The following is a 25,320-nucleotide window of genomic DNA, read 5'->3' as shown; positions in this document are numbered from 1 at the left end:
GCAAGGGAAGTCGTATAAGCTTTTCGTGCAGTGGGACAACAAGTGAATATTTTATTTGCAGTATCAGAATGTGTACCATTTGTTAAATCGGGAGGATTAGCTGATGTAGCAGGTGCACTCCCAAAAGAGCTAAAAAAATTAGGCGTGGACGTTCGCATTATACTTCCAAATTATAGTCTTATTCCGCAAAAATTAAGGGATGGATGTACGTTACATAAAGTAATTAACGTCCCGCTTGGGTGGAGAAATCAATATTGCGGAATTTTAAAAGGTGAGCAAGACGGGATTACGTATTACTTAATAGATAATGAATATTATTTTAAGAGAGATTCTCTATATGGTCATTATGATGACGGAGAGCGTTTTTCTTATTTTTCGAAAGCAGTTTTAGAGTGTATTCCGCATCTTGATTTCGAAGTGGATGTTCTTCATAGCCACGATTGGCATACAGCTATGGTGAATTTCTTACTACGTGAAAAGTATCAAGATAATCCATTATATGAGCATATTAAAACGGTGTATACGATTCATAACTTGCAGTTCCAAGGTGTATTTCCTCCTGAAGTGATGTACGACTTGTTAGAACTTGGTGACGAATATTTTCATAGTGAGCAGCTAGAGTTTTATGGAAATGTGAACTTTATGAAGGGCGGAATTATCGCTTCTGATCAAATTACAGCGGTTAGCCCGACATACAAAGAGGAAATTCAATATGAGTTTTTCGGTGAGAAGTTAGATGGGTTGTTACGAAAAAATAATGGTAAGCTTAGCGGCATCGTAAATGGAATTGATACGAGCGTATATAATCCAGAAACAGATTCGTATATTACTGCTCAGTATGATGCAGAGTCATTAGAGGAAAAGAATGAAAATAAACGCGCTTTGCAGCGTTACTTTGGTTTGCCAGAAAAAGAAGATACACCAATTATTTCGATGGTAACGAGATTAACGAAGCAAAAAGGTCTTGATTTAGTACGTACTGTATTCCGCGAAATAATGGAGGAAGATGTGCAATGTATTATTTTAGGATCAGGTGATTCTGAATATGAACAATTCTTTGAGTGGATGGCATACGAGTATCCTGAGAAGGTAAAAGTGTATATCGGATTTAATGAAGAACTAGCCCACCAAGTGTATGCGGGAAGTGATTTATTCTTAATGCCATCACTATTTGAACCGTGTGGACTTGGACAACTTATCGCATTAGCGTACGGTACAATTCCGATTGTAAGAGAGACAGGCGGATTAAATGATACTGTACAATCTTATGACGAAGAAACTGGAGAAGGAAATGGTTTCAGTTTCACGAACTTTAATGCGCATGACATGTTGCACACGGTTCTTCGTGCGATTGAATTTTATCATGATAAACCGGTATGGGAGCAGCTTGTAAAACAAGCGATGACTGAAGATTATAGCTGGGAGAAATCAGCTCTTGCCTATAAGAAATTGTATAAAAGTCTCATGGAATAACATGTAGGTGGTGAAGAAATGTTTACTCATGTTGAAAGCTTCAAATCAGCTTTTCTAGAAAAGTTAGAGACGATGTATGGTAAAAGTTTTAAAGACTCTACAGCTCGTGATCAATACAATACGCTTGGGTACATGGTACGTGAGTATATGAATAGTCAATGGATTGCAACGAACGAAAGTTATCGGTCTGGAGAGCAAAAGCAAATGTATTACTTATCCATTGAGTTTTTACTTGGGCGTTTGCTTGGAAGTAACATATTAAATTTAGGCATCAGGGATGTATGTGAGCAAGGACTTTCTGAGCTTGGGATTTCTTTACAACAGTTAGAAGAGGTGGAAGCAGATGCAGGTCTTGGAAATGGTGGACTTGGACGATTAGCAGCCTGTTTCCTTGATTCACTTGCATCTTTAAACTTACCAGGTCATGGCTGTGGAATTCGTTACAAACACGGTTTATTTGATCAAAAAATTGTTGATGGTTATCAAGTTGAATTTCCAGAGCAGTGGCTTCTTCATGAAAACGTATGGGAAGTAAGAAGGCATGATCAAGCTGTAGAAGTAAGTTATTTCGGCAATGTTGAACCGCTATACATTGATGGGCGTTTAGAGTTCAGGCATACGAATGCAGAAGTGATTATGGCAGTACCATATGACGTTCCAGTAGTAGGTTACGAGACGAGTACTGTAAATACACTCAGACTTTGGAATGCTGAACCAGTTCCTTTCCCACAAAATTGCAAAGATATTTTGAAATATAAGCGTGAAACAGAGGCGGTATCGGAGTTTTTATATCCAGATGATACGCATGATGAGGGGAAAATACTTCGTTTGAAGCAACAATATTTCCTCGTATCAGCAAGCTTGCAAAATATCGTTCGTATGCATAGAGAAAGATATGGTGACCTTCGTCAATTACATGAGAAAATTGCGATTCATATTAATGATACACATCCAGTTTTGGCGATTCCAGAACTAATGCGTATTTTATTAGATGAAGAAAAACTAGCATGGGAAGAAGCTTGGCACATAACATCGCAAACGATTTCTTATACGAATCATACGACGTTATCAGAAGCGCTTGAGAAGTGGCCAATTCACATTTTTAAACCGTTATTACCGAGAATTTATATGATTATTGAAGAGATTAATGAACGTTTCTGTCATGAACTTTGGGAACGTTATCCATATGAATGGCATCGTATTGAAGAGATGGCGATTATTGCGCATGATCTTGTGAAAATGGCTCATTTAGCAATTGTCGGTAGCCATAGCGTAAATGGTGTAGCAAAAATTCATACGGAAATTTTAAAGCAACGTGAAATGAGATTGTTTTATGAGTTTTATCCAGATAAGTTTAATAATAAAACGAATGGAATCGCTCATAGGCGTTGGTTAATGAAGGCGAATCCACAGCTGACGAACCTTATTTCAGAGGCGATTGGAACAGAGTGGAAGAAAGAACCGATTAAGCTTCAAGCGCTGCAAACAGTTCAATACGATGCGAGTTTCCAAGAGAAATTTGCAGAGGTAAAACAAGAGCGTAAAGAGATTTTAGCGGAGCGTATTTATAATAAAATGGGGATTACAATTGATCCTAATTCTATTTTTGATGTGCAAGTAAAAAGACTACATGCTTACAAACGACAACTATTAAACGTTCTTCATATTTTATATTTGTATAACCGTTTGAAAGAGGATGCTAGTTTTACATTTTATCCGCGTACGTTTATCTTTGGAGCGAAAGCATCACCTGGCTATTACTATGCGAAAAAAATTATTAAATTAATCAATGAACTCGCAAGGAAAGTGAATAATGATCCGTATGTGAGTCAATATATGAAAGTTATCTTTCTAGAAAACTATCGAGTGTCTTTAGCGGAAGATATATTCCCAGCTGCGGATGTGAGTGAGCAAATTTCAACTGCGAGTAAAGAAGCATCAGGAACAGGGAATATGAAATTTATGATGAATGGTGCGATTACACTCGGAACGTTAGACGGAGCTAATGTTGAAATAAAAGACCGGGTCGGTGATGATAACTGTTTCATTTTTGGCCTAACAGCGGAAGAGGTTCTTCATTACTATCAAAATGGTGGATATCGTGCAAGTGATTATTATCACCACAATATGCATATTAAAAAAGTAGTAGATCAGTTAACGAATGGTTTCTTTGCACATTCGGGAGCTGAATTTGAAGCGATTTATGATTCTCTCGTAATTCAAAATGATGAATACTTCGTTCTGCGAGATTTTGGTCCATATGCGGAAAGGCAAGAAGCTGTTGGTAGAGCGTATGAAAACCGAACGAAGTGGCTAGAAATGTCGATTTTAAATATTGCACAGTCTGGTCATTTTGCGAGTGATCGAACGATTTTACAGTATAGTAATGAGATTTGGAGTATTGGTAATGCGGTTACACAGTATTAAGTGAAAGTCCCTTTTGAAGGGACTTTTATTCATGGAGATAAAGTGTAAAAATGAATAATACGTATAGGGACGCTAAAGTGTATTCACTTTTAAAAGAGGAATATAATCACTTGAAAAACCGAGCTTAATCTCATTAAGCTCGGTTTTCTTTTTTTGCTTAAGAAAGAAATGGGATAGCGGTATATATGATACCTGTTCCACCATATTCTCCCGTCGCAAAGTATGAAAATGTAAAGAAACCTGTAAACGTAAAAATTACAATTAGAAAAAGTGCAAAGATAAATTTTAGCATGTAAGGTCCCCTCATCCAAAAATAACTTCATATATTATTATAGTATAAGGATATAGGGTTTCCAATCATTACCTGGAGGGTGTTGCAAAACTCATAAATATTCAAAAATAAATGCATAAAAAAATCCGTTTTCCTGGAAGAATGATAGTACCCTAAACTATCTCCAGAAAGGACGGATTTACTAGTATGATAACCAATTTTGATCACAATCAATCCATTTTACACATTTTATTTGCCTACGTAGACAGTTTAACCATTGGAGGCGTTCCGCCTATTACAGGCCGCCCACCTATCTGTAGAAAAGCTTTACTCAAATGTTTTTTTGTGAAAACGGTATTCCAAATCAATTCATTACGTAAGTTAACTCGCTTTTTGCATCAATATCCTTCATTTCGTGTATCTTGTGGTCTTTCCTTTGTTCCTCATATATCCACTTTCTCACGTGTAGGAACTTGGTTTCGCAATGAAGGTATTCCGTTGATTCATAAACAAACTCTTGAAGAAATGAATTTAGGATTAATTCCGTGTGTTTTAATTGATAGCACTGCCTTACGGAGTAGTTTATATGATTCCCAAGCAAAATGGGGGAAATCTACTCGTTATGGTTGGTATAAGGGATATAAAGCTCATGTCTGTTCTACACCAGAAGGTGTTGTATTGTCGTATGCATTTACAACAGCGAACGTACATGATAGCAAAATGGCTCCTGTATTGCTTCAAGATATACAAAATCAAAATGTGTTATTTTCCATTGCAGATGCTGCTTATGATAGTCAGCGCATTTATGAAATTGCAAAAACATGTGATATTTTTGCGGTGAATCCAATTAACCCACGTAATGGCGAACAAAGCAAAAGTACACATCGCCGTGTATTATCTCATTTTGCACAAACCATCTTTGGCAAACAGTTGATGAAAGAGCGTGGGAAAATTGAACAACAGTTTGGTCATCTCAAAGATAAAGGGCTGGAACAGCCACGTTGGTATGGTCAAAATCGCTATTTATTACATGTTCAGCTAGTTTTTCTGATTCATAACATTGCATATTTATTTTAGTTTTGCAACACCCTCTACCTGGTTAAAAATGAGAAGTCAGACATGTTTTGTATGTTGTCATGGCATGATTATTTGTAATAGATTTTGTATTTTTTGTAAAAGTCATGTTGTGATGAACGTGTGCATATTCCCAGTCTTGGTCATTAAAATGGACATTGCGCGGAGGGAGAAGAGGAACGACATCAAATAGATTAACGAAGCGAAAGCTACTAGCTACTTGTAGTTTATAATAATTACGAAATGCAATATCGCCCACTTTGGGAGAGGCAAATGTATAAAGACCGTACTGTGCGAAGGCGGTGTTGATACGCGCATCGAGTATATGTAGTGTGGCGAGTGCGCCGCCTAAGCTATGACCTGTTGCAAGAAGTTTTTTATGGGCTGGTAGTGATACGAGCATATCCATAATAGAATCTCGGCAAGATTCATAAATGGAAAGAAAGCCGTTATGGACATTCCCGCTGTTTAAAGCATATGGGTATGGTTTTTGGTTAACGAGTGAATCGATAATCCAGTCTGTATCTGTTTGTGTCCCGCGAAAAGCTACAATAATCGTATCCTCAGACTCTAGTATGAATCCGAACCATTCTGTCGTTTGAATGGTTTTTCCTTGAAAGCCTTGTACATATTGAAAACCATCCGGTATTTCGAAAATCCCATTTTGTTTATATTGTTCATACGTTAACTCACAACAAGAAGCTAACAATATGGCAGTATCTTTATCGAAGGATAAAGGAGTACGCATTAAGGAAGCCCTCCTTAAGAAAAGGTATAGTTCAATATATGCAGTGAGGGACTTGATTCATTCTTTTGGATGCGGCAAATAGTTTGTATCGCGTATTTAAATTAGTGGATAAAATTATAGCGACTTATGGACGAAACATGCCAAAATAAAACAGCACCCCATAAGGGCACTGTTTACTCTTTTCCATCTAATAAACGTCCAAGTCCGCCTAAAACGCTGCCTTCACCGCTGTTTTGAGCTGCTGGGCTTGTAAGGCGTGCTGCTAAACGGCTAAGTGTTAAGGACTGAATCCAAACCGTTCCAGGACCTTCTAACGTTGCGAAGAATAAACCTTCGCCGCCAAATAGAGCTGTTTTTACTTTTCCAACGAACTCGATATCGTAGTTAACGTCTTTTGTCATGGCAACGAGACAACCTGTATCGATGCGAAGTCTTTCACCAGGTTTTAATTCACGCTTATATACAGTTCCTCCTGCATGCATGAAAGCGAGTCCATCACCTTCAAGTTTCTGCATGATGAAACCTTCACCACCGAAGAAACCAGTTCCAATTTTTTTCGTGAACTCAATTCCGATAGAAACGCCTTTTGCTGCACAAAGAAACGCGTCTTTTTGACAAACGACTTTCCCTTGATATTGTGTTAAATCAACAGGGATGATTTTTCCTGGATAAGGAGCGGCGAATGATACGTGGCGCTTGCCATGACCTGTATTTGTAAAGACAGTCATAAACATACTTTCACCTGTAACAAGACGCTTACCAGCGCCCATTAATTTACCGAATAGACCACTAGATGGGCCAGAACCATCACCGAAAATGGTTTCCATTTCGATATGATCTTCCATCATCATCATTGCGCCAGCCTCTGCGATAACGCTTTCTTCTGGATCTAATTCAATTTCAACAAACTGCATATCATCGCCATATAATTTATACTCGATTTCATGTGCTTGCATTTTTTCACCTCATCATATGTAGTAATTATATTGTACAGAAATCAAAGGAATTAGAATACTGTAGATTTGTTAATTTTTGAATAAAAATAGAATGAAAATTTAAGGTTATACTAGGATTATAAAAAACGATGGATTGAAAGTGTTCTCATTTGACGTTTTTGACATAGCATGATATAGTGAAAGAACTATTGAGCTACATAATGTGGTACGGAAATAAAGCACGTTGTATTAAAGGCTGTAAGCTTGTTATACATTCATGTCCTTTATATCCACCTTTTCATGTGGATTCATAGTTTCATTTTTATTTAGGAGGTACATGACATGCAAACAGGTAAAGTTAAATGGTTTAACGGCGAAAAAGGTTTTGGCTTCATCGAAGTTGAAGGCGGAGAAGACGTATTCGTACATTTCTCAGCTATCCAAGGCGACGGCTTCAAAACTTTAGAAGAAGGTCAAGAAGTTTCTTTCGAAATCGTTGAAGGAAACCGCGGACCACAAGCAGCTAACGTTACAAAAAACTAATTAGCTAGCGATAAAAAGCATTCCGATTTTCGGAATGCTTTTTTTTATTCTTTGGAACTAGATTCATTTGAAGATAATTCGCCCTTAAAGGTACGCTCTTCAAAGTCATCAAGCATTTGTTCATATTCTTCATGCTCTTCCGTAGCGAAAACTTGCGGATTTTTTCCATACATATCTGTACCGATAAAGTTTTCGAAGTCCTCTACGTAGCCTACATTTTCCTCGCTATTTACGTACATGCCATTATAGTTTTTTGAATCCTGTCTTTCTAAATCGGACGGTGTTTCTGATGTCCCGTAATTTGCGACATCTTGCCATGCATCTTCAGCATCGTATTCTACAGAATGATCTTCGTCGTGCTTGTGAAAAGAAGGAGCCAACACCTCTTCTTCAACTGGTCGCGTGTTCATATTTAATTTATTTGTAGTGTGCTGAATACATGTTGTAGCGGTTGGCATTGCCTCTAATCTTTCAAATGGAATTTCTTCGCCAGATACTTCGCAAATTCCATACGTACCTGCTTCAATTTTTTGCAGGGCATGTTTCGTATCTTCTAGCTGCTTATGCCAAAATTCGATGAGCCCGAAATCTTTCTCACGTTCGTACAATTCTGTAGCCATATCACCTGGATGATTGTCATAGCTAGATAATTCTCCAACAGAATCGCGTTCAGAAGCACGATCTGTATTCTCATGAGTTTGTATTGTTTGTTCAACTTCTTGCTGTTGTTTTTCTAAAATAGATTTAAATTGATTTATTTGTTGTGGAGTTAACATAGTCGTCCACCTTCCTACAATTCAGTTTCTTTACATAGTATGAGCGTCGAGAGGAGGAATTATGAGCTAAAATTGGTATATGAAAAAAGAGCTGCATAAGCAGCTCCTTTTAGAGGAAATATCCAAGCAATAATCCGATTCCCATGAGGAGACCGAAGATTGTATTTGTTTTCGCTGTTGCAATCATCGCAGGTACCATTTCCATTGGAATGCTTTTACCAACAAAGCCTTTCGTCGCTTTAAATGCTTTCGGTGCACTTAAAAATACGATAAGCATCCACGGTGATACGATGTTCACGATAATTAGAGCGATTGTCCAAATATAAGAAACGATGAACATAGAAGCGAGTACACCAACGGCTCTTTCACGTCCAACGAGAATTGCTAACGTTTTACGACCGTTTTCTTTATCGCCATCTAAGTCACGAATGTTATTAGCTAGTAAAATGGCACCAATTAAAATGGAGCTTGGAATAGATAATAAAATGACTTCTGATGTTACAGTTCCAGTTTGAATAAAGAATGAAATCCCAATAATAATAACACCCATAAATAATCCGGCTGTTAACTCTCCAAATGGTGTATAGGCAATTGGAAGTGGGCCGCCTGTATAAAGGTAGGCAACGGCCATACAAACAAGACCGATTGCAGCAAGCCACCAGCTAGAATTCATACAAATATAAACACCTAATAGTATTGCGATCCCAAAAAATCCAAATGCTAAGTTAAGCACCGTTTTCGGCTGAATGCCATCGCGAACGATAGCGCCGCCGATACCAACTGATCCTTCATGATCGAGTCCTCTTTTATAATCAAAGTATTCATTAAACATGTTTGTTGCTGCTTGAATGAGAAGACAAGCGAGAAGCATCATAAGAAAAAGAGGGAGATGTATTTGATTTATACCTCCGACCTGCATCGCATAGGCTGTTCCGATGAAAACAGGAACGAAAGCTGCTGTTAATGTATGGGGACGTAGTAAACTCCACCAAATGCGCCAGCCTGTTTGCTTACTTGGCTTTGGCGCCGTAGGAGAGGAATTCGTTTCGACGTTCATTTCCATGTTGAATCCTCCTTTGGTCACATATTGTACACAACTAAGTGTAGAAAAAGCATCATTTAGTGTCAACGTTTATTTTCTAGGAAGAGAAGGTGAATTTCTCAGAAATGCTAAACGTTGACAGGCCTTTCGTTTGAGGTGTATCTTAAAATCAAGCGTAATTATGACTATTTTTCGCCCATAGGGGGGAGACAATTGTGATTCAAACGAAACAAATAGGCTTGCAAGAAGTTCTTAGTGCAGCCATTAAGCGTGCAACTGATGAAAAAATATTGGTTAGCTTCGTAAAACAAATAGACTGGATAGATCCGCTTCTGTTTTATGCAGCGGGAAAAAGGATCTCATTCGAAAATAGATGTTATTTTGCAGACCCAGCTCAGCATGTAATATTTGCTGGAATTGGCTCTGTTTTCACTATAGCAACTTCTTCTCACAAACGCTTTCAAACGGCTCGTGACGAGTGGGATAAAGTAAAAGAGAAAGCATTTGTACAAAGAGAAAGATACGAATTTGGAACAGGTCCTCTTTTATTTGGTGGATTTTCATTTGACCAAGAAAAAGAGAAAACCGACTTATGGAAAGAATTTGATGATACGACATTTTCACTACCAGCATTTTTATTAACTGTAAAAAATGAAAAAGCATGGTTAACAATGAATACATTCGTTTCAGCAACTGATTGTGCAGAAACTCTTTATAATGAAATTGTTTCTTTAGAAGAGAAAATTTTTTGGGAGAGTAAATGTGCACTAGAAGGATCGAAATTAACAGTTACTTCTAAAGTAGAAGTAGATCCGAAAGGCTGGATGAAGGCCATTGAGAAAGTGCAAGATGAGATGAAGCAGGGGAACGTGCAGAAGGTTGTATTAGCGAGGGAGCTAAAAGTAGAAATGAATCATCATATTGATTCTGCTCTTGTTTTAGAAGCACTTCGCATTGGGCAACCAGATTGTTACGTATTTTCTTTTGATTATAAAGGAGCATGCTTCTTAGGAGCGACGCCAGAGAGGTTAATTCGCAAAGAAGATGAGAAGTTTACGTCGATGTGTCTTGCTGGTTCAACTGGTCATGGTCAATCTATAGAAGAAAGTAAACGAAATAGTAATGCGCTTCTTCATGATGAAAAGAATTTAGCTGAACACGGTTATGTTGTGAACATGATTCGAGGGGTACTAAGTGAGCACTGCGAATCCGTTAATATTCCGGAAAGTCCGGGTTTATTAACAACGAAAAACTTAATTCATTTATATACGCCTGTAGAGGCAAAAGGCGATGCAAGTCTTTTAACAATGGTAGAAGAATTACACCCAACACCAGCTCTTGGCGGGACACCTCGTTTGGAAGCGATGAAACTGATTCGTGATGTTGAATTGTTAGACAGAGGGCTATATGGTGCCCCGATTGGCTGGATAGATGATGAAGGAAATGGTGAATTTGCGGTTGCACTTCGCTGCGGATTATTAAACGGCGCGAAAGCATCCTTATTTGCCGGCTGCGGGATTGTAATTGATTCAGTACCGCAACTTGAATATGAAGAAACAAGCTTGAAGTTTAGACCGATGCTTGGTGCTTTGGAGGAATTAATGAAATGAACAATCATATAGAAGCATTATCATATTATTTAGGCGCGTTCGTGGATGAACTGACGCGTCTAAATGTATGTGATGTTGTCATTAGTCCAGGCTCACGGTCAACACCGATTGCTCTACTAATGGAACAACATGAAGGAATGAACACATATTTACATGTAGATGAAAGATCAGCGGGATTTTTTGCACTCGGTATCGCAAAAGCAAAAAAACGCCCTGTTGCATTATTATGTACGTCAGGAACGGCAGCAGCGAACTACTATCCAGCTGTATGTGAAGCTTTTCATTCACGAGTGCCGCTTATCGTCTTAACGGCAGATAGACCGCATGAATTAAGAGATGTTGGTGCACCACAAGCGATGAATCAATTCAATTTATACGGTACATTTGTGAAGCAATTTACAGAGATGGCACTTCCAGAAGCGAGTGAAGCGATGTATCATTATGCTCGCATGACGACGCAGCGCACGATAGCAAGCGCACTTCTAGCGCCGCAAGGACCTGTTCATCTTAATTTTCCAGTTCGCGAGCCGCTTATCCCAGATTTCTCATTAGAAAGTTTATGGGATAAAGGACGCGGAGAATATACAGGAGTAGTTCAGCAAGGGAACGTGATGATGCCGAGTGAATATGTAGATTCTCTTGTAGGGCGCCTTTCACATATGGAAAAGGGGCTTATTATTTGTGGAGATGATAGTCATTCAGAAATCGCAGCGTTTGCGGCAGAACTAGCTGAGAAAACGGGATATCCAATATTAGCGGATCCACTTTCTAACATTCGTAGCGGACATCACGATAAAACGATGGTAATCGACTGTTACGATACATTTTTACGAAATGAATTGTTAAAAGAAACGTGGAAGCCAGAAGTTATGATTCGTTTTGGTGGTATGCCTGTTTCGAAAGCATTAACGCAGTTCATTAAAAAACAGACGAAAGCCGTTCATATCGTTGTTGAAGAATCTGGCCAATGGAGAGACCCAGCTCTCGTTGCGACAGAAGTTGTACAGGCAAGTGATATTGCATTTTGCAGGGCACTAATAGAAAAAATGCCAGTTATGAAAAAGAATGATTGGTTCGGAATGTGGAAACATATAAACGAAAAAACGAAGGAAATGCTTCGTGAAATGGAAACATATGAAACGGCATTTGAAGGGAAAGTCATTACGGATATCGTCCGCGTATTACCAGAAGGGGCAACGTTATTTGCAAGTAATAGTATGCCAATTCGTGATACAGATTCATTCTTCTTCACATCGGATAAAAATATTCAAGTGATGGCAAACCGCGGTGTAAACGGGATTGATGGAATCATTTCGACAGCTTTAGGAGCGAGCATTATTTGCGATCCGCTCGTATTAGTGATCGGTGATTTATCATTTTATCACGATTTAAACGGATTATTAGCCGCAAAATTACATGAATTAAATATAACAATTGTCGTTGTAAATAATGACGGTGGTGGTATTTTCTCATTCTTACCACAGTATGAGAAAAAGGAACATTTCGAATCATTATTTGGAACGCCAATTGGACTTGATTACGAGCATGTTGTTAAAATGTACGGCGGTTCATTTAGCCGTGTAAATGGTTGGGGGCAATTCCGAGAAGAGGTACAAAAAGGAACGACGACGGAAGGTTTACACGTTGTAGAAATTTGTACGAACCGTGATGAAAACTTAACATTGCACCGTAAATTGTGGGCAAAAACGCAGGACGTAATTACTACATCGTTGCAAGGTGAATCAAAATGAACGTAACGCTGCAAGGTGTATCGTATGAATATGAAGTGGTCGGAAGCGGGGAACCACTTCTACTTCTTCATGGTTTTACGGGAAGTATGGAAACGTGGCGTTCCTTCGTTCCTTCTTGGAGTGAGCAGTTTCAAGTCATTTTAGTAGACATTGTGGGGCACGGAAAAACGGAAAGTCCTGAAGATGTGACTCATTATGATATTCGAAATGTAGTATTGCAAATGAAAGAACTACTAGATTACCTTCATATTGAAAAAGCGCACATACTCGGCTATTCAATGGGCGGTAGACTGGCGATTACGATGGCATGTCTATATCCAGAGTATGTACATTCTCTTTTATTAGAAAATTGTACAGCTGGGCTTGAAAGTGAAGAGGCTAGAAAAGAACGCTGTGAAAAAGATGAGCGACTTGCCGATAAAATTGAGCGAGAAGGCATTAATAGTTTTGTAACGATGTGGGAAAATATTCCGCTGTTTGAAACGCAAAAACGTTTAGCACAAAACGTACAAGAAGCAGTGCGAAAAGAAAGACTTGCTAACAATCCAAAAGGAATTGCAAATAGCTTGCGCGGCATGGGAACAGGGGCTCAGCCTTCATGGTGGAACGAGCTGCAAAACTTAAAAATACCTGTTCTTTTAATGAATGGGGAGCATGATGAAAAGTTCTTTCGCATATTAAAAAACATTGAAAAATGCGTCTCTGACGCGAAATTTGTCAAAATTGATGGTGCTGGCCATGCAATTCATGTGGAACAACCGGAAAAGTTTGATACAATAGTAAAGGGATTTCTAAAAACTATGCAGTGATGCTTTTTCATCTAAGAAGGAAGCTACACTTATAGAGGAGATCAGAAATATACAAGGAGGTAGTTGTAATGGCTATTGAATGGGTAAAAGAAGGCAATTACGAAGATATTATTTATTCAACATACAATGGTATCGCAAAGATTTCGATTAACCGTCCTGAAGTACATAACGCATTCCGTCCTAAAACGGTAATGGAGTTAATCAACGCTTTTGCACACGCTCGTGATGATGCAAATGTTGGCGTTATCATTTTAACAGGTGAAGGTGGACGTGCATTCTGTTCTGGCGGCGACCAAAAAGTTCGCGGTCATGGTGGATATGTAGGTGACGACCAAATCCCTCGTTTAAACGTATTAGACCTACAACGTCTAATTCGCGCAATTCCTAAACCAGTTATCGCAATGGTAGCAGGTTATGCAATCGGTGGTGGACACGTACTTCATATCGTATGTGACTTAACAATCGCTGCAGACAACGCTGTATTCGGACAAACAGGTCCTAAAGTAGGAAGCTTTGACGGTGGATACGGAGCTGGTTACTTAGCTCGTATGGTAGGCCACAAGAAAGCTCGCGAAATTTGGTACCTATGCCGTCAATACAGCGCACAGGAAGCGCTTGATATGGGCTTAGTAAACACAGTAGTACCATTAGAAGAGCTTGAAGCAGAAACAGTACAATGGGCACAAGAAATCTTAGCAAACAGCCCAATGGCACTTCGTTTCCTAAAAGCTGCATTCAACGCAGACACAGACGGTCTAGCTGGTATTCAACAACTAGCTGGAGATGCAACGTTATTGTACTACACAACTGACGAAGCAAAAGAAGGTCGCGACGCATTCAAAGAAAAACGCAGTCCGGACTTCGGTCAATTCCCTCGTTTCCCGTGATCAAACCAAAAGCGAAAGCGGCTCGCCAATAAAGTGAGACGGAACGAAAAGATCAACCGGAAACAAAACAACTAAGAGACTTGATGTCATATCAAGTCTCTTTCTTTCATGAAAGGAGAATGTATGATGGAAACTATGCCAAATTGGTTAATGCAACGTGCGTTTTTAACACCAGATCGAACTGCAATTGAAATAGAGGAGGAGAAAGTTACTTTTATGCAGCTGCATGAAAAAGTAGTATCTGTTTGTGAACACCTCACGCATGTTGGAGTGAAGCGAGGGCAAAAGGTGGCTGTTCTGATGAAAAATGGTATGGAGATGATTACAGTTATTCACGCCCTATCGTATGTAGGGGCAGTAGCTGTGCTTTTAAATACGCGTCTTTCAAGAGAAGAGCTACTTTGGCAAATGGATGATGCTGAAGTTATTTGTTTAGTGACCGATCAAGAATTTGATGCTAAAGATGTTCCTGTATATTCGTTCGCCGAAGTGATGAATGGGCCAAAGGAGGAAGCCTCTATACAAGAAGAATTCCCTTTAGAAGAAGCGATGACAATCATTTATACGTCAGGGACGACAGGGAAACCGAAAGGCGTTATTTTAACATACGGTAATCACTGGGCAAGCGCAGTCGGTTCTTCGCTTAATTTAGGGCTTCGTGATGATGATTGCTGGTTAGCTTGTATGCCGATGTTCCACGTTGGCGGTCTTTCCCTTTTAATGAAAAACATTATGTACGGAATGCGCATTTTACTCGTTCCGAAATATGATGCGAATTTCATTCATAAAGCACTTCAAACGAGAGGTGTTACGATCATTTCTGTCGTTTCTAAAATGTTAACTGATTTATTAGAGATGCTTGGAGGAGAGACATATCCATCTTCTTTACGATGCATGTTACTTGGCGGAGGACCAGCCCCGAAACCGTTACTCGAAACATGTGTAGAAAAAGAAATTCCTGTGTATCAAACGTACGGAATGACAGAAACGTCTTCGCAAATTTGTACGTTATCCGCAGATTACATGTTAACGAAAGTAGGATCAGCTGGAAAACCACTATTTCAGTGCCAACTTCGTATTGAAAAAGATGGTGTAGTAGTACCGCCATTTGCGGAAGGGGAAATCGTAGTAAAAGGACCGAACGTAACAGGCGGTTACTTTAATCGTGAAGATGCGACGCGCGAAACAATTCAAAACGGATGGCTTCATACTGGTGATCTTGGTTATTTAGATGAAGAAGGATTTTTATACGTATTAGATCGCCGCAGTGATTTAATTATTTCTGGTGGAGAGAATATATATCCGGCTCAAATTGAAGAAGTGTTGCTTTCTCATCCGATGGTAGCGGAAGCTGGTGTTGTCGGTATGACTGACGATAAATGGGGACAAGTACCCGCTGCTTTTGTTGTAAAAAGCGGAGAGGTAACAGAAGAAGAAATTCTTCATTTTTGCGAGGAGAAATTAGCGAAATATAAAGTGCCAAAAAAAGCATGTTTCTTAGAGGAATTGCCACGAAACGCTTCGAAAAAATTGTTAAGACGAGAGTTAAGACAATTAGTGGAGGAGATGTAAGTGGAAATAAAAAAAGCGACACTTTATATAACAGAAATGCCACTCGTCATTCCGTTTGCTGCAAGCTACGGAACTTATGAAAAGCGTGAAAGTATCGTCATTGAATTAGAAGATACGGACGGGTGCATTGGATTTGGCGAAGTCGTTGCATTTTCTGAACCGTGGTATACGGAAGAAACAGTGAAGACGGCGCTGCATGTACTGCAAGACTTTTTATTACCGGATGTATTAAAGGCTGAAATTTCTCATCCGAATGAAGTGCCGAGTTTGTTCCAGCATATAAAAAGAAACCGAATGGCAAAGGCGGGAATTGAAGGGGCTGTTTGGGATTTATATGCGAAGCGTCAAAACAAATCGCTAGCGACAGTGCTTGGCGGAACGAAGGCTGAAATTGAAGTCGGTGTTGTAATTGGAATCAATACGATTCCGCTTATGTTAAAACAAATCGAGAAGTACGCGGAAGAAGGATACGAGCGTTTTAAAGTAAAAATAAAGCCAGAGCATGATTACGAATTATTGAAAGAAATTCGTAAAGAGTTCCCGCATATCCCGTTAATGGCTGATGCAAATTCAGCGTACACGTTAGCGGATACGGAGAAATTGAAACGATTAGATGAATTTCAATTGCTGATGATTGAGCAACCGCTAGCGGATTACGATTTTCTTGATCATGCACAGCTGCAAAAGAAAATTGAAACGCCGATTTGTTTAGACGAAAGTATCCATAGTTTAGAAGATGCACGCGTTGCGATTACGCTTGGTAGTTGCCGCATCGTTAATATTAAACCAGGACGAGTGGGCGGATTAACGGAGTCGATTCAAATCCATGATTATTGTATGGAGCATAACATACCTGTTTGGTGCGGAGGTATGGTAGAGATGGGGATTTCACGAGCTCAAAATGTTGCTCTCGCCTCATTGCCGAACTTTACGATTCCTGGTGATATATCCGCTTCTAGTCGACATTGGGAGAAGGATATTATTTCGCCGGAAGTGATGCTTGAGGGCGGGAAAGTGATTGTACCGCAAAGCGTTGATGCTGAGTATGAAGTTGACCGCGGAAGGTTAGCGGAAATTACGAAGCAGCGGATAGTTTTGGAGCGGTGAATTTAATATTTAATCAGGATGCCCGCAAATAGCGATAGGATTTTGTCGTTAATTGTCGGTAAGTCGATATATTAAAAAAATCGTTGATATATTTCAAGTTGTGTTCGATATATTTGGAAAATCGTCGATATAATTTCATTTACTATCACAGTACAATACGAAAAGGTTACTCCTGCGAGTAACCTTTTCGTATTGTACAAATTGGATAGACTAGTTTACAATCGAGCGTATAAAGTGAAACTTTAATCAGTGGGGGCATCCCCACTGGTTATTAGTTGAACCAATCGGGCTTTTATGGGCAGTTGATCTTCCACCTAACTTCTTTGATTCACCCGAATTTTGAGTTGGGAGTCTTACTGCCCGCATATAGCGGGGTAAAGGGGGAGTAAAATGAAGCGCATTTCAATTTTAATAGTGGATGATGAGGCAGAAATTGCTGATTTAATTGAGATACATTTAGAAAAAGAAGGGTACCATGTTGTGAAGGCAGCGGACGGGGAAGAGGCAATTCATATTATTGAAACGCAGCCAATCGACTTAGTGGTTTTAGATATTATGATGCCGAAAATGGATGGGTATGAAGTGACGCGTCAAATTCGCGCGAAGCATCATATGCCAATCATTTTTTTAAGTGCGAAAACATCTGATTTTGATAAGGTGACAGGTCTTGTATTAGGTGCAGATGATTATATGACGAAACCTTTTACACCGATTGAATTAGTCGCACGTGTAAATGCACAATTACGCCGATTTCTTACACTAAATCAGCCGAAAGTAGCGGCGAATAAATCTGCTTTAGAGGTAGGCGGAGTCGTTATCGATCCTGAGCGAAGAACAGTAAATGTGTACGGAGAACAAGTTGAATTAACACCGAAAGAGTTTGATATTTTATATTTATTAGCGAGCCATCCGAAGAAAGTGTACAATGTGGAAAATATTTTTCAACAAGTATGGGCAGATGATTATTATGAAGGCGGAAATACAGTTATGGTACATATTCGCACATTGCGGAAAAAACTTGGAGAAGATAAAAGAAAGGATAAGTTAATAAAAACAGTGTGGGGGGTAGGTTATACTTTCAATGGGTAACATGATGAAAAGCTTTCGATTTAAAATGATTGCCTTATTTGCGTTAAGTATGGTGCTCGCAGCAACTGTAACTTATATCATTTATAAAGGATTGCAGCTGTATTATAAAACGATGGTGCGCTACGAAGAGCCTTTAGCGCAATTTAGGTCAATCGTAAGAGAATTTGGAGACATTAATTTCTTTTTAATTTTCTTTATCCCTTTATCTATTATCTTTTTCTTCTTTTTGACAAAACCGTATTTAAAATACTTTAGTGAAATTTCTAATGGAATTCATCATCTTGCGAACGGTAACTTTACAAATAAAGTTCAAGTTTCATCAAATGATGAATTTGGAAATATCGCGCGTGAAATAAATGTTGCGAGTGAGAAATTAAAAGAAGCGGTTGAACGAGGAGACTTTGCGGAAAGTAGTAAAGATCAGCTCGTTGTGAATTTGGCTCATGATTTAAGAACGCCATTAACATCCGTGTTAGGATATTTAGATTTAATTCTTAAAGATGAGAACTTAACAAAAGAACAAATTAAACATTTTTCCACGATTGCATATACGAAATCGCAAAGGCTAGAAAGTTTAATCGATGAGTTATTTGAAATTACACGTATGAATTATGGCATGTTAAAGTTGGATACAAAGCCGATTGATATAAATGAGCTACTTATACAGTTAGATGAGGAATTGTATCCGTTATTAGAAAAACATCATTTAGAAGCTAGATTGAATGTTGATCCTCATTTGCCGATTAACGGTGATGGAAAATTGTTAGCTAGAGTATTTGAGAACCTGTTAACAAATGCCGTTCGATATGGATATGATGGGCAATTTGTTGATATGAATGGGTATATCGATAATGAAGAAGTTGTCGTACAAGTTATTAATTACGGAGATAGCATTCCAGAAGAAGATTTACCGTATCTTTTTGATATGTTTTATACAGGTGATAAATCGAGAACTGAGAACCGTGGCGGGACAGGCCTTGGACTATTTATTGCGAAAAATATTGTTGAGCAGCATAACGGTACGATTTCTGCTGAAAGTAATATAGTTAGAACGGTATTTGAAGTGAGATTACCAAAAGACGAGACTTAACAATTTAATAAAAATTTAAACTTTACCCCACTTTTTATTTTAATAGTTTTTTCTATTCTATACGTAAGTTACGTTAAGGAGGAACTAGAAATGAAAAAGTGGGTATTTATTTCTCTTTTTATAGCATGCACAATCTGTGTGGGCGTTTATATATCACCGTTATTTCAAAAAGAAATCGATGTTAAAATTGCAGAAAAAGATAATAAGGTAAGAGCTGCGAATACTGAAAAGATAGAGATTACAAAAGAAGAGATTTATAAAGGTAATCTGTTATTAGTTAATAAAGATTACCCAGTAAAAAAAGATAGCATTAGGCCTGACATTATAAATGTAAATCATAATAGTGAATTAGTAAGAGGTTACGTAATATTTGATAGAAATCTTCGTTTATCAAAGGATGTTGTAAAAAAGTTTTTAAACGTTGTCGATGCGGCTGGAAAAGATGGCGTACAACATTTCTTAATGAGTAGTGGCTATCGAGATTTTAAAGAGCAAAGTAAATTATATAAAGAAATGGGATCAGATTATGCACTTCCAGCAGGATATAGTGAACATAATTTAGGATTATCACTCGACGTTGGATCTACGCAAAAGAAAATGGAGAGAGCCCCTGAAGGAAGATGGATTGAAGAGAACGTATGGAAGCACGGCTTTGTTTTACGTTATCCGAAAAATAAAAGTCATATTACAGGCATTCAATATGAGCCATGGCATATCCGTTACGTCGGTCTACCTCATAGTGCAATTATGCAAAAAAAGAATTTCACACTAGAGGAATATTTAGATTTCTTAAAAGAGGAAAAAGAGATTTCAACTGAAGTAGAAGGTAAGAAATATACGGTTTCTTATCATAAAGTTTCGGGGAATATGAAAGTGAATGTTCCAGCGAATAAGCAGTATGAAATTTCCGGGAACAATATGGATGGGGTTATTGTGACGTTTCAGGAATAGATAAAGAGGTTGTTCCATTTTGGGACAGCCTTTTCTTATATAAGAAAGGAATTGACGTTTTTGTCGGTAAATCGATATTTCTTGTTGAATCGTTGATATATTTTGAGTTACGGTAGATATATTTGAAAAATCGTTGATATATTGCAGGTTATGGTAGATATATTTGAAAAATCGTTGATATATTGCAGGTTATGATAGATATATTCGAAAAATCGTTGATATAATTTCCGGGACTATCATCATTTTAGAGGAGCATCTTTTTTATTTACTTTTAAACATTATAACGTTATATTTACTTCTCCTTTTTTTTATGTTACGCTAAACGTGTGAAAGAGATATAAAAATGAAACTTTAATGTAAGCGTATTCTTATGGCTTCTTATAGAAAAGGGTGGAAATACAATGACAGAACGATTCGTACTACGTAATGTGAAACGTGTGAACGGGGAAGAGATTGACATTGTAATTGAAAATAATAAAATCGCACAGGTGATGAAAGCTGGTGCTGGCGAGGGTGGAACGATTCTTGATTACTCGGGTACTTACGTATCGAGTGGCTGGATTGATTTGCACGTTCATGCTTTTCCAGAGTTTGATCCGTATGGTGATGAGGTGGATGAAATTGGCGTTAAGCAAGGGGTAACGACAATTGTTGATGCAGGTAGCTGCGGAGCTGATCGCATTGCAGATTTAGTACAAAGTAGAGAGCAGGCAAAAACGAATTTATTTGCCTTTTTAAATATTTCTCGCATCGGTTTGAAACGAATTGATGAATTATCCAATATGGAATGGATAGATAAAGAGAAAGTAATAGAAGCAGTAGAAAAGTATAAAGATGTAATCGTTGGGTTAAAAGCGAGAATGAGTAAAAGTGTCGTTTGTGATAGTGGAATTGAACCGCTTCATGTAGCCCGCGATTTATCTCGTGAAACATCATTACCGATTATGGTACATATCGGTTCAGCGCCACCTCGCATCGAGGAAGTTGTACCTCTTTTAGAAAAAGATGATGTTATTACACATTACTTAAACGGGAAAGACAATAATTTATTTGATGAAGAAGGCAAACCGCTACCTGTGTTACTAGATGCAGTGAATCGCGGTGTGCATTTAGATGTTGGGCATGGTAATGCTAGTTTTTCTTTTAAAGTAGCAGAAGCGGCGAAGCGTCACGATATTGCCTTTAATACAATTAGTACAGATATTTACCGGAAGAATCGTATACACGGTCCAGTGTATAGTATGGCTCACGTTCTTTCGAAATTCCTTTACTTAGGTTATCCGCTAGAAGAAGTGATTGATGCGGTTACGAAAAATGCAGCAGAATGGCTGAAAAAACCAGAGCTTGGTCGTATTCAAGAAGGAGATATTGCAAATTTAACTTTATTTACGGTGAAAGATGAGCCGATTACGTTAATTGATTCAGAAGGGGATCAGCGCATTGCTGAAAGAAGAATTGATACGAAAGGGGTTGTAATCAATGGGTCATTCATTGAATGCTAAGTACGGATTAAAAAGAGTGATTAATGCGAGCGGTAGAATGAGTATTTTAGGTGTATCCGCTCCGGCAAATACAGTTATGGATGCGATGAAACATGGTGGACAAAATTATGTGGAAATTGCGGATTTAGTAGATAAAGCAGGAGACCATATTGCGAGAATTCTAGATTCAGAGGCAGCGGTCGTTGTAAATTCAGCATCGAGCGGAATTGCGCTTTCTATCGCTGGTATCGTTACAGAAGGAAATCGCCGTAAAAGTGAAAGACTTCATCAAGAAGTCATCGCGAAAAACGAAGTGATTATGTTAAAAGGTCATAACGTTCAATACGGCGCGCCTGTTGAAACGATGATTTATTTAGGCGGCGGCAAACTTGTAGAAGTTGGATACGCGAATGAAGGGAAAGCAGAGCATATTGAAGATGCGATTGGTGAAAATACAGCAGCGATTCTTTATGTGAAATCACATCATGCTGTGCAAAAAAATATGATTTCTGTTGAAGAGGCATGGGAAGTTGCGCAGCGAAATAACGTACCACTTATCGTTGATGCAGCAGCTGAAGAAGATATTCAAAAGTATGTGAAGTATTCAGACCTTGCCATTTATAGCGGTTCAAAGGCAATTGAAGGACCAACTTCTGGTATTGTCGGCGGTAAACGAAAATATATCGAGTGGCTGAAAGTGCAATTACATTGCATCGGAAGAAGTATGAAAGTTGGGAAAGAGACGACTTTCGGTTTACTTCAAGCGCTTGACGAGTACGGAGTAAAAGAAGATAAAAGTGAACAAGAAAAAGAGTTATTACAAGTACTTATGCCGCTAAAAGAATTAAATGGTGTAAATGTAACGATCGTTCAAGATGAAGCAGGAAGAGCAATCTTTAGAGCACGTATTCACATTAACGAGAACGAGTTAAATAAATCAGCAAAAGACGTTGTAACAGCATTACGCGAAGGGGAAATCGCAATTTATACACGTGATTACGGAGTAAGACAAGGATTCTTTGATATTGATCCACGTCCACTTCAAGGTGATGACATACATGTAATTAAAGAAAAAATGAGAGAAATTGTAGGGGGAAACTAAAATGACAAACATTCAAAAACGTTTTTATAAAGGCCGCGTAGCATTAAATGTATTAGCGAACAATATCGAAAATGCAAAAGACATTTTTGAGGCAGCAGAAGGTTATGTAGTTGTTGGAGTGTTATCAAAAGACTATCCAACAGTAGAAGAAGCTGTTACAGCGATGAAAGCATACGGAAAAGAAATTGATGACGCTGTATCAATCGGACTAGGAGCAGGGGATAATCGCCAAGCAGCAGTTGTAGTTGAAATTGCGAAGCATTATCCTGGTAGCCATATTAACCAAGTGTTCCCTTCAGTTGGAGCGACACGTGCAAATCTTGGCGGAAAAGATAGCTGGATTAATAGTTTAGTATCACCAACAGGAAAAGTAGGGTACGTAAACATTTCTACTGGTCCAATTAGTGCAGCTGGAGAAGAAAAAGCAATCGTTCCAATTAAAACAGCGATCGCACTTGTACGTGATATGGGCGGAAATTCATTGAAATACTTCCCAATGAAAGGCTTAGCTCATGAAGAAGAATATCGCGCGGTTGCGAAAGCTTGTGCAGAAGAAGGATTCGCATTAGAGCCAACAGGCGGAATTGATAAAGAAAACTTTGAAACAATTGTACGTATTGCGCTTGAAGCAAACGTAGAGCAAGTTATCCCGCACGTGTACTCTTCTATTATTGATAAAGACACGGGCAATACGAAAGTAGAAGATGTTCGTGAGCTATTAGCGGTCGTGAAGAAGTTAGTTGATCAATATGCGTAAGAAAATTGCAGCATTCGGTGAAGTAATGATGCGCCTGCAAGTACCAGGATATGAATTGTTGTCGCAAGCTAACACATTAAATTACTCATTTTCTGGTACAGGTGTGAACGTGGTAGCTGCACTTTCTCATCTAGGGCATGAAGGGTTTCTTATTTCAACTTTACCGGAAAACTCGGTTGGAGATGCGGCGGTATCGCACATTCAAAAGTTAGGCATTCAGTCATCATTTATTTCAAGAGGCGGTAAATATGTCGGTATGTACTTTTTAGAAAATGGATTTGGTGCACGTGCAAGCCGCGTTACATATTCAAATCGATTAGAAAGTAGCTTCAATACAGCATGTGAAGAGATGTACCAATTTGAAGAAATCGCCAAGGAAATTGATATCGTTCATTTTTGCGGCATTACACTTGCGATGAATGATACGGTGCGCCATCATATGAAATCTTTAGCGAAAGCAGTTAAAGAAAGCGGAGGCATTGTCGTTTTTGATTGTAATTATCGTCCATCGCTTTGGGGAGAAGACGGATATGAGCAAGCGAAAACGCATTATGAAGAAATACTAGCTCTTGCTGATATCGTTATGATGAACGAAAAAGATGCAATGTTCGTTCTTGGAATGAAAACAGAAGAGACAGAGCGAGAGGCGCAACTTGTTGATCTTATTCCAAAGGTAGCTGAAACGTATAGTATCGCTACAATTGCTGGTACACATCGCTCTATTAATAGCGATAATACACACTCACTTCGCGGGTTTATATGTAAAGATGGTGCGTTCACTTTTGCAAAAACACTTACGTTTTCTGTATATGATAGAATAGGTGCTGGAGATGCTTATACGAGCGGGATTATTCATGGCGAGATAGAAGAGTTTGCACCAGAGAAAGCTGTTTCATTTGCGTCAGCAGCTGGAATGCTTGCACATACAATCGTCGGTGATACGCCAATGTCATCAGAGAAGGATATACTTCGGGCAATGACGGCATCAGTAGGTGATGTAGAAAGGTAGTGGGTGTAACGGTGAACGTAACGAGAAAAAAAGGACCATTATATTTACAAATAAAAAATATTATTCGTGATCGAATATTGCATGGTGTATATGCGATTCATAAGAATATTCCTTCTGAACCACAGTTAGAAGAAGAGTTCAAAGTGAGCAAAATTACAGTACGAAATGCGATTAAAGAACTTGCTCAAGAAGGATATTTGGAAAAGAAAAGCGGTAAAGGAACGAAAGTCATCCGTAATACTTCTGCGACAAAGTTGTCAAAGGGAAAGAAATTTACAGAAGTGTTAGTGGAAGAAGGATATAAAGTACAGAAGAAATTGTTAAAAGCAGAAGTCGTTCATAATGAAGAAGGAACAGTGCCATTTCGATTATTCGGTAAGGAAAGTTTTCGTATTGAACGTTTATATACGTTAAATGATGCACCGTATATTCATTATACGCACTATTTCTCAGCACACATGGCAAGTACAGATTTATCGGATTTTGATCTACAATCGCTTTATGATTTAGTTGAAGACCGAGGTATACATTTAGAAAACTTCAGAGATGAATTCGCTGTTGGACTTGCGCCTAGTTTTGTTGCAGAAGCGTTAGGCGAAAAAGAGGGGACAGCGTTATTAAAACGTATGCGCTATTCTTACGATGAAGTTGGCGAAGTAATTGAATATAGCGAAGGCTACTACAATACAGAAATGCAGCATTATGTAGTGAATTATGACGTATAAAAGGAGGGTATTCGCCCTCTTTTTTATAAAGTGAAACTTTAATCGGATTCATCCCGCACCAATAAGGTGTTTACTGTCCACAAATACGGGG

General features: G+C 38.6%; 23 protein-coding genes. 18 read left to right on the top strand and 5 right to left on the bottom strand.

What is annotated here, in order from left to right:
• Positions 1–42 precede the first annotated feature (42 nt).
• Both glgA and glgP read left to right on the top strand, forming a co-directional pair.
• Positions 43–1,473: a glycogen synthase GlgA gene (gene glgA, locus QCI41_RS14925; RefSeq protein WP_002203738.1), complete on the top strand. Its 1,431-nt coding sequence runs from the start codon at positions 43–45 to the stop codon at positions 1,471–1,473.
• 18 nt (positions 1,474–1,491) lie between these two features.
• The gene (gene glgP, locus QCI41_RS14920) at positions 1,492–3,900 is read left to right on the top strand and encodes a glycogen phosphorylase (RefSeq protein ID WP_088093607.1); all 2,409 of its coding nucleotides are present in this window, start codon (positions 1,492–1,494) and stop codon (positions 3,898–3,900) included.
• A 157-nt stretch (positions 3,901–4,057) separates the two neighbouring features.
• On the opposite strand, the gene QCI41_RS14915 is transcribed toward glgP, so the two are convergent.
• Positions 4,058–4,192, bottom strand: a complete 135-nt coding sequence (locus tag QCI41_RS14915; protein ID WP_000911073.1) for a hypothetical protein — start codon at positions 4,190–4,192, stop codon at positions 4,058–4,060.
• Between the two features lie 186 nt (positions 4,193–4,378).
• On the opposite strand from QCI41_RS14915, the gene QCI41_RS14910 reads away from it, so the two are divergent.
• The gene (locus QCI41_RS14910; protein WP_353836336.1) at positions 4,379–5,248 is read left to right on the top strand and encodes a transposase; all 870 of its coding nucleotides are present in this window, start codon (positions 4,379–4,381) and stop codon (positions 5,246–5,248) included.
• 22 nt (positions 5,249–5,270) lie between these two features.
• Here QCI41_RS14910 and QCI41_RS14905 read toward each other — a convergent pair whose 3' ends face one another.
• Both QCI41_RS14905 and QCI41_RS14900 read right to left on the bottom strand, forming a co-directional pair.
• Entirely contained in the window at positions 5,271–5,993 is a 723-nt protein-coding gene (locus tag QCI41_RS14905) for a lipase family protein (protein WP_001260119.1), read from the bottom strand.
• Between the two features lie 173 nt (positions 5,994–6,166).
• The gene (locus QCI41_RS14900) at positions 6,167–6,949 is read right to left on the bottom strand and encodes a TIGR00266 family protein (protein ID WP_001147830.1); all 783 of its coding nucleotides are present in this window, start codon (positions 6,947–6,949) and stop codon (positions 6,167–6,169) included.
• Between the two features lie 321 nt (positions 6,950–7,270).
• Here QCI41_RS14900 and cspD point away from each other — a divergent pair, with 321 nt between their 5' ends.
• Complete coding sequence (gene cspD / locus QCI41_RS14895; RefSeq protein WP_001193052.1) at positions 7,271–7,471, top strand: cold-shock protein CspD; 201 nt, start codon at positions 7,271–7,273, stop codon at positions 7,469–7,471.
• Between the two features lie 44 nt (positions 7,472–7,515).
• Here cspD and QCI41_RS14890 read toward each other — a convergent pair whose 3' ends face one another.
• Positions 7,516–8,247, bottom strand: coding sequence for a yteA family sporulation protein (locus QCI41_RS14890; protein ID WP_000957360.1), 732 nt, complete (start codon positions 8,245–8,247; stop codon positions 7,516–7,518).
• A 109-nt stretch (positions 8,248–8,356) separates the two neighbouring features.
• On the bottom strand, positions 8,357–9,310 hold the full coding sequence (locus QCI41_RS14885) for a 1,4-dihydroxy-2-naphthoate polyprenyltransferase (RefSeq protein ID WP_088082644.1): 954 nt from the start codon (positions 9,308–9,310) through the stop codon (positions 8,357–8,359).
• Positions 9,311–9,504: 194 nt separating this feature from the next.
• Between QCI41_RS14885 and QCI41_RS14880 the strand changes: the two genes are divergently transcribed.
• From QCI41_RS14880 to QCI41_RS14815, 14 genes are all read left to right on the top strand, one after another.
• Positions 9,505–10,899, top strand: a complete 1,395-nt coding sequence (locus QCI41_RS14880; RefSeq protein WP_353837188.1) for an isochorismate synthase — start codon at positions 9,505–9,507, stop codon at positions 10,897–10,899.
• On the top strand, positions 10,896–12,650 hold the full coding sequence (gene menD, locus QCI41_RS14875; protein ID WP_353837189.1) for a 2-succinyl-5-enolpyruvyl-6-hydroxy-3-cyclohexene-1-carboxylic-acid synthase: 1,755 nt from the start codon (positions 10,896–10,898) through the stop codon (positions 12,648–12,650). Before QCI41_RS14880 ends, menD begins: the two co-directional genes overlap by 4 nt.
• A complete protein-coding gene (gene menH / locus QCI41_RS14870; protein ID WP_353837190.1) occupies positions 12,647–13,459 on the top strand; it encodes a 2-succinyl-6-hydroxy-2,4-cyclohexadiene-1-carboxylate synthase in 813 nt (270 codons plus the stop codon). Before menD ends, menH begins: the two co-directional genes overlap by 4 nt.
• 68 nt (positions 13,460–13,527) lie before the next feature.
• Positions 13,528–14,346: a 1,4-dihydroxy-2-naphthoyl-CoA synthase gene (gene menB, locus QCI41_RS14865; RefSeq protein WP_000963888.1), complete on the top strand. Its 819-nt coding sequence runs from the start codon at positions 13,528–13,530 to the stop codon at positions 14,344–14,346.
• A 126-nt stretch (positions 14,347–14,472) separates the two neighbouring features.
• Positions 14,473–15,918, top strand: coding sequence for an o-succinylbenzoate--CoA ligase (locus tag QCI41_RS14860; protein ID WP_353837191.1), 1,446 nt, complete (start codon positions 14,473–14,475; stop codon positions 15,916–15,918).
• On the top strand, positions 15,919–17,025 hold the full coding sequence (gene menC / locus QCI41_RS14855) for an o-succinylbenzoate synthase (RefSeq protein WP_353837192.1): 1,107 nt from the start codon (positions 15,919–15,921) through the stop codon (positions 17,023–17,025).
• Between the two features lie 390 nt (positions 17,026–17,415).
• Entirely contained in the window at positions 17,416–18,114 is a 699-nt protein-coding gene (locus tag QCI41_RS14850) for a response regulator transcription factor (RefSeq protein ID WP_353837193.1), read from the top strand.
• Positions 18,107–19,204 carry a sensor histidine kinase gene (locus QCI41_RS14845; protein WP_353837194.1) on the top strand — a complete coding sequence of 366 codons (1,098 nt, stop codon included), beginning with the start codon at positions 18,107–18,109 and terminating at the stop codon, positions 19,202–19,204. Before QCI41_RS14850 ends, QCI41_RS14845 begins: the two co-directional genes overlap by 8 nt.
• Positions 19,205–19,294: 90 nt before the next feature.
• Positions 19,295–20,155, top strand: a complete 861-nt coding sequence (locus tag QCI41_RS14840) for a M15 family metallopeptidase (protein ID WP_088082650.1) — start codon at positions 19,295–19,297, stop codon at positions 20,153–20,155.
• A 401-nt stretch (positions 20,156–20,556) separates the two neighbouring features.
• Complete coding sequence (locus tag QCI41_RS14835; RefSeq protein ID WP_353837195.1) at positions 20,557–21,657, top strand: amidohydrolase/deacetylase family metallohydrolase; 1,101 nt, start codon at positions 20,557–20,559, stop codon at positions 21,655–21,657.
• On the top strand, positions 21,635–22,738 hold the full coding sequence (locus QCI41_RS14830; RefSeq protein ID WP_088082652.1) for a DgaE family pyridoxal phosphate-dependent ammonia lyase: 1,104 nt from the start codon (positions 21,635–21,637) through the stop codon (positions 22,736–22,738). The genes QCI41_RS14835 and QCI41_RS14830 overlap by 23 nt, the downstream gene beginning before the upstream one ends.
• A gap of 1 nt (position 22,739) precedes the next feature.
• A complete protein-coding gene (gene dagF, locus QCI41_RS14825; RefSeq protein WP_353837196.1) occupies positions 22,740–23,495 on the top strand; it encodes a 2-dehydro-3-deoxy-phosphogluconate aldolase in 756 nt (251 codons plus the stop codon).
• Positions 23,488–24,504 (top strand): sugar kinase, encoded by a 1,017-nt coding sequence (locus QCI41_RS14820; RefSeq protein ID WP_353837197.1) that lies wholly within the window; start codon positions 23,488–23,490, stop codon positions 24,502–24,504. The genes dagF and QCI41_RS14820 overlap by 8 nt, the downstream gene beginning before the upstream one ends.
• Positions 24,504–25,229, top strand: a complete 726-nt coding sequence (locus QCI41_RS14815; protein ID WP_353837198.1) for a GntR family transcriptional regulator — start codon at positions 24,504–24,506, stop codon at positions 25,227–25,229. Before QCI41_RS14820 ends, QCI41_RS14815 begins: the two co-directional genes overlap by 1 nt.
• Positions 25,230–25,320 lie beyond the last annotated feature (91 nt).

Source organism: Bacillus cereus group sp. MG4 (assembly GCF_040460055.1).
In the GTDB taxonomy this organism is placed as follows: Bacteria; Bacillota; Bacilli; order Bacillales; family Bacillaceae_G; genus Bacillus_A; species Bacillus_A wiedmannii.
Note: the sequence above shows the minus strand (reverse complement) of the source record. Positions and strands in the feature narration are given on the sequence as shown.

What these genes read in the sequence shown, in the direction of transcription:
- glgP (WP_088093607.1), top strand. Translation starts at nt 1,492, where the DNA reads ATGTTTACTCATGTTGAAAGCTTCAAATCAGCTTTTCTAGAAAAGTTA.
- QCI41_RS14915 (WP_000911073.1), bottom strand. Translation starts at nt 4,192, where the DNA reads ATGCTAAAATTTATCTTTGCACTTTTTCTAATTGTAATTTTTACGTTT.
- QCI41_RS14910 (WP_353836336.1), top strand. Translation starts at nt 4,379, where the DNA reads ATGATAACCAATTTTGATCACAATCAATCCATTTTACACATTTTATTT.
- QCI41_RS14905 (WP_001260119.1), bottom strand. Translation starts at nt 5,993, where the DNA reads ATGCGTACTCCTTTATCCTTCGATAAAGATACTGCCATATTGTTAGCT.
- QCI41_RS14900 (WP_001147830.1), bottom strand. Translation starts at nt 6,949, where the DNA reads ATGCAAGCACATGAAATCGAGTATAAATTATATGGCGATGATATGCAG.
- cspD (WP_001193052.1), top strand. Translation starts at nt 7,271, where the DNA reads ATGCAAACAGGTAAAGTTAAATGGTTTAACGGCGAAAAAGGTTTTGGC.
- QCI41_RS14890 (WP_000957360.1), bottom strand. Translation starts at nt 8,247, where the DNA reads ATGTTAACTCCACAACAAATAAATCAATTTAAATCTATTTTAGAAAAA.
- QCI41_RS14885 (WP_088082644.1), bottom strand. Translation starts at nt 9,310, where the DNA reads ATGGAAATGAACGTCGAAACGAATTCCTCTCCTACGGCGCCAAAGCCA.
- menD (WP_353837189.1), top strand. Translation starts at nt 10,896, where the DNA reads ATGAACAATCATATAGAAGCATTATCATATTATTTAGGCGCGTTCGTG.
- menH (WP_353837190.1), top strand. Translation starts at nt 12,647, where the DNA reads ATGAACGTAACGCTGCAAGGTGTATCGTATGAATATGAAGTGGTCGGA.
- menB (WP_000963888.1), top strand. Translation starts at nt 13,528, where the DNA reads ATGGCTATTGAATGGGTAAAAGAAGGCAATTACGAAGATATTATTTAT.
- QCI41_RS14860 (WP_353837191.1), top strand. Translation starts at nt 14,473, where the DNA reads ATGGAAACTATGCCAAATTGGTTAATGCAACGTGCGTTTTTAACACCA.
- QCI41_RS14850 (WP_353837193.1), top strand. Translation starts at nt 17,416, where the DNA reads ATGAAGCGCATTTCAATTTTAATAGTGGATGATGAGGCAGAAATTGCT.
- QCI41_RS14845 (WP_353837194.1), top strand. Translation starts at nt 18,107, where the DNA reads ATGGGTAACATGATGAAAAGCTTTCGATTTAAAATGATTGCCTTATTT.
- QCI41_RS14840 (WP_088082650.1), top strand. Translation starts at nt 19,295, where the DNA reads ATGAAAAAGTGGGTATTTATTTCTCTTTTTATAGCATGCACAATCTGT.
- QCI41_RS14835 (WP_353837195.1), top strand. Translation starts at nt 20,557, where the DNA reads ATGACAGAACGATTCGTACTACGTAATGTGAAACGTGTGAACGGGGAA.
- QCI41_RS14830 (WP_088082652.1), top strand. Translation starts at nt 21,635, where the DNA reads ATGGGTCATTCATTGAATGCTAAGTACGGATTAAAAAGAGTGATTAAT.
- dagF (WP_353837196.1), top strand. Translation starts at nt 22,740, where the DNA reads ATGACAAACATTCAAAAACGTTTTTATAAAGGCCGCGTAGCATTAAAT.
- QCI41_RS14820 (WP_353837197.1), top strand. Translation starts at nt 23,488, where the DNA reads ATGCGTAAGAAAATTGCAGCATTCGGTGAAGTAATGATGCGCCTGCAA.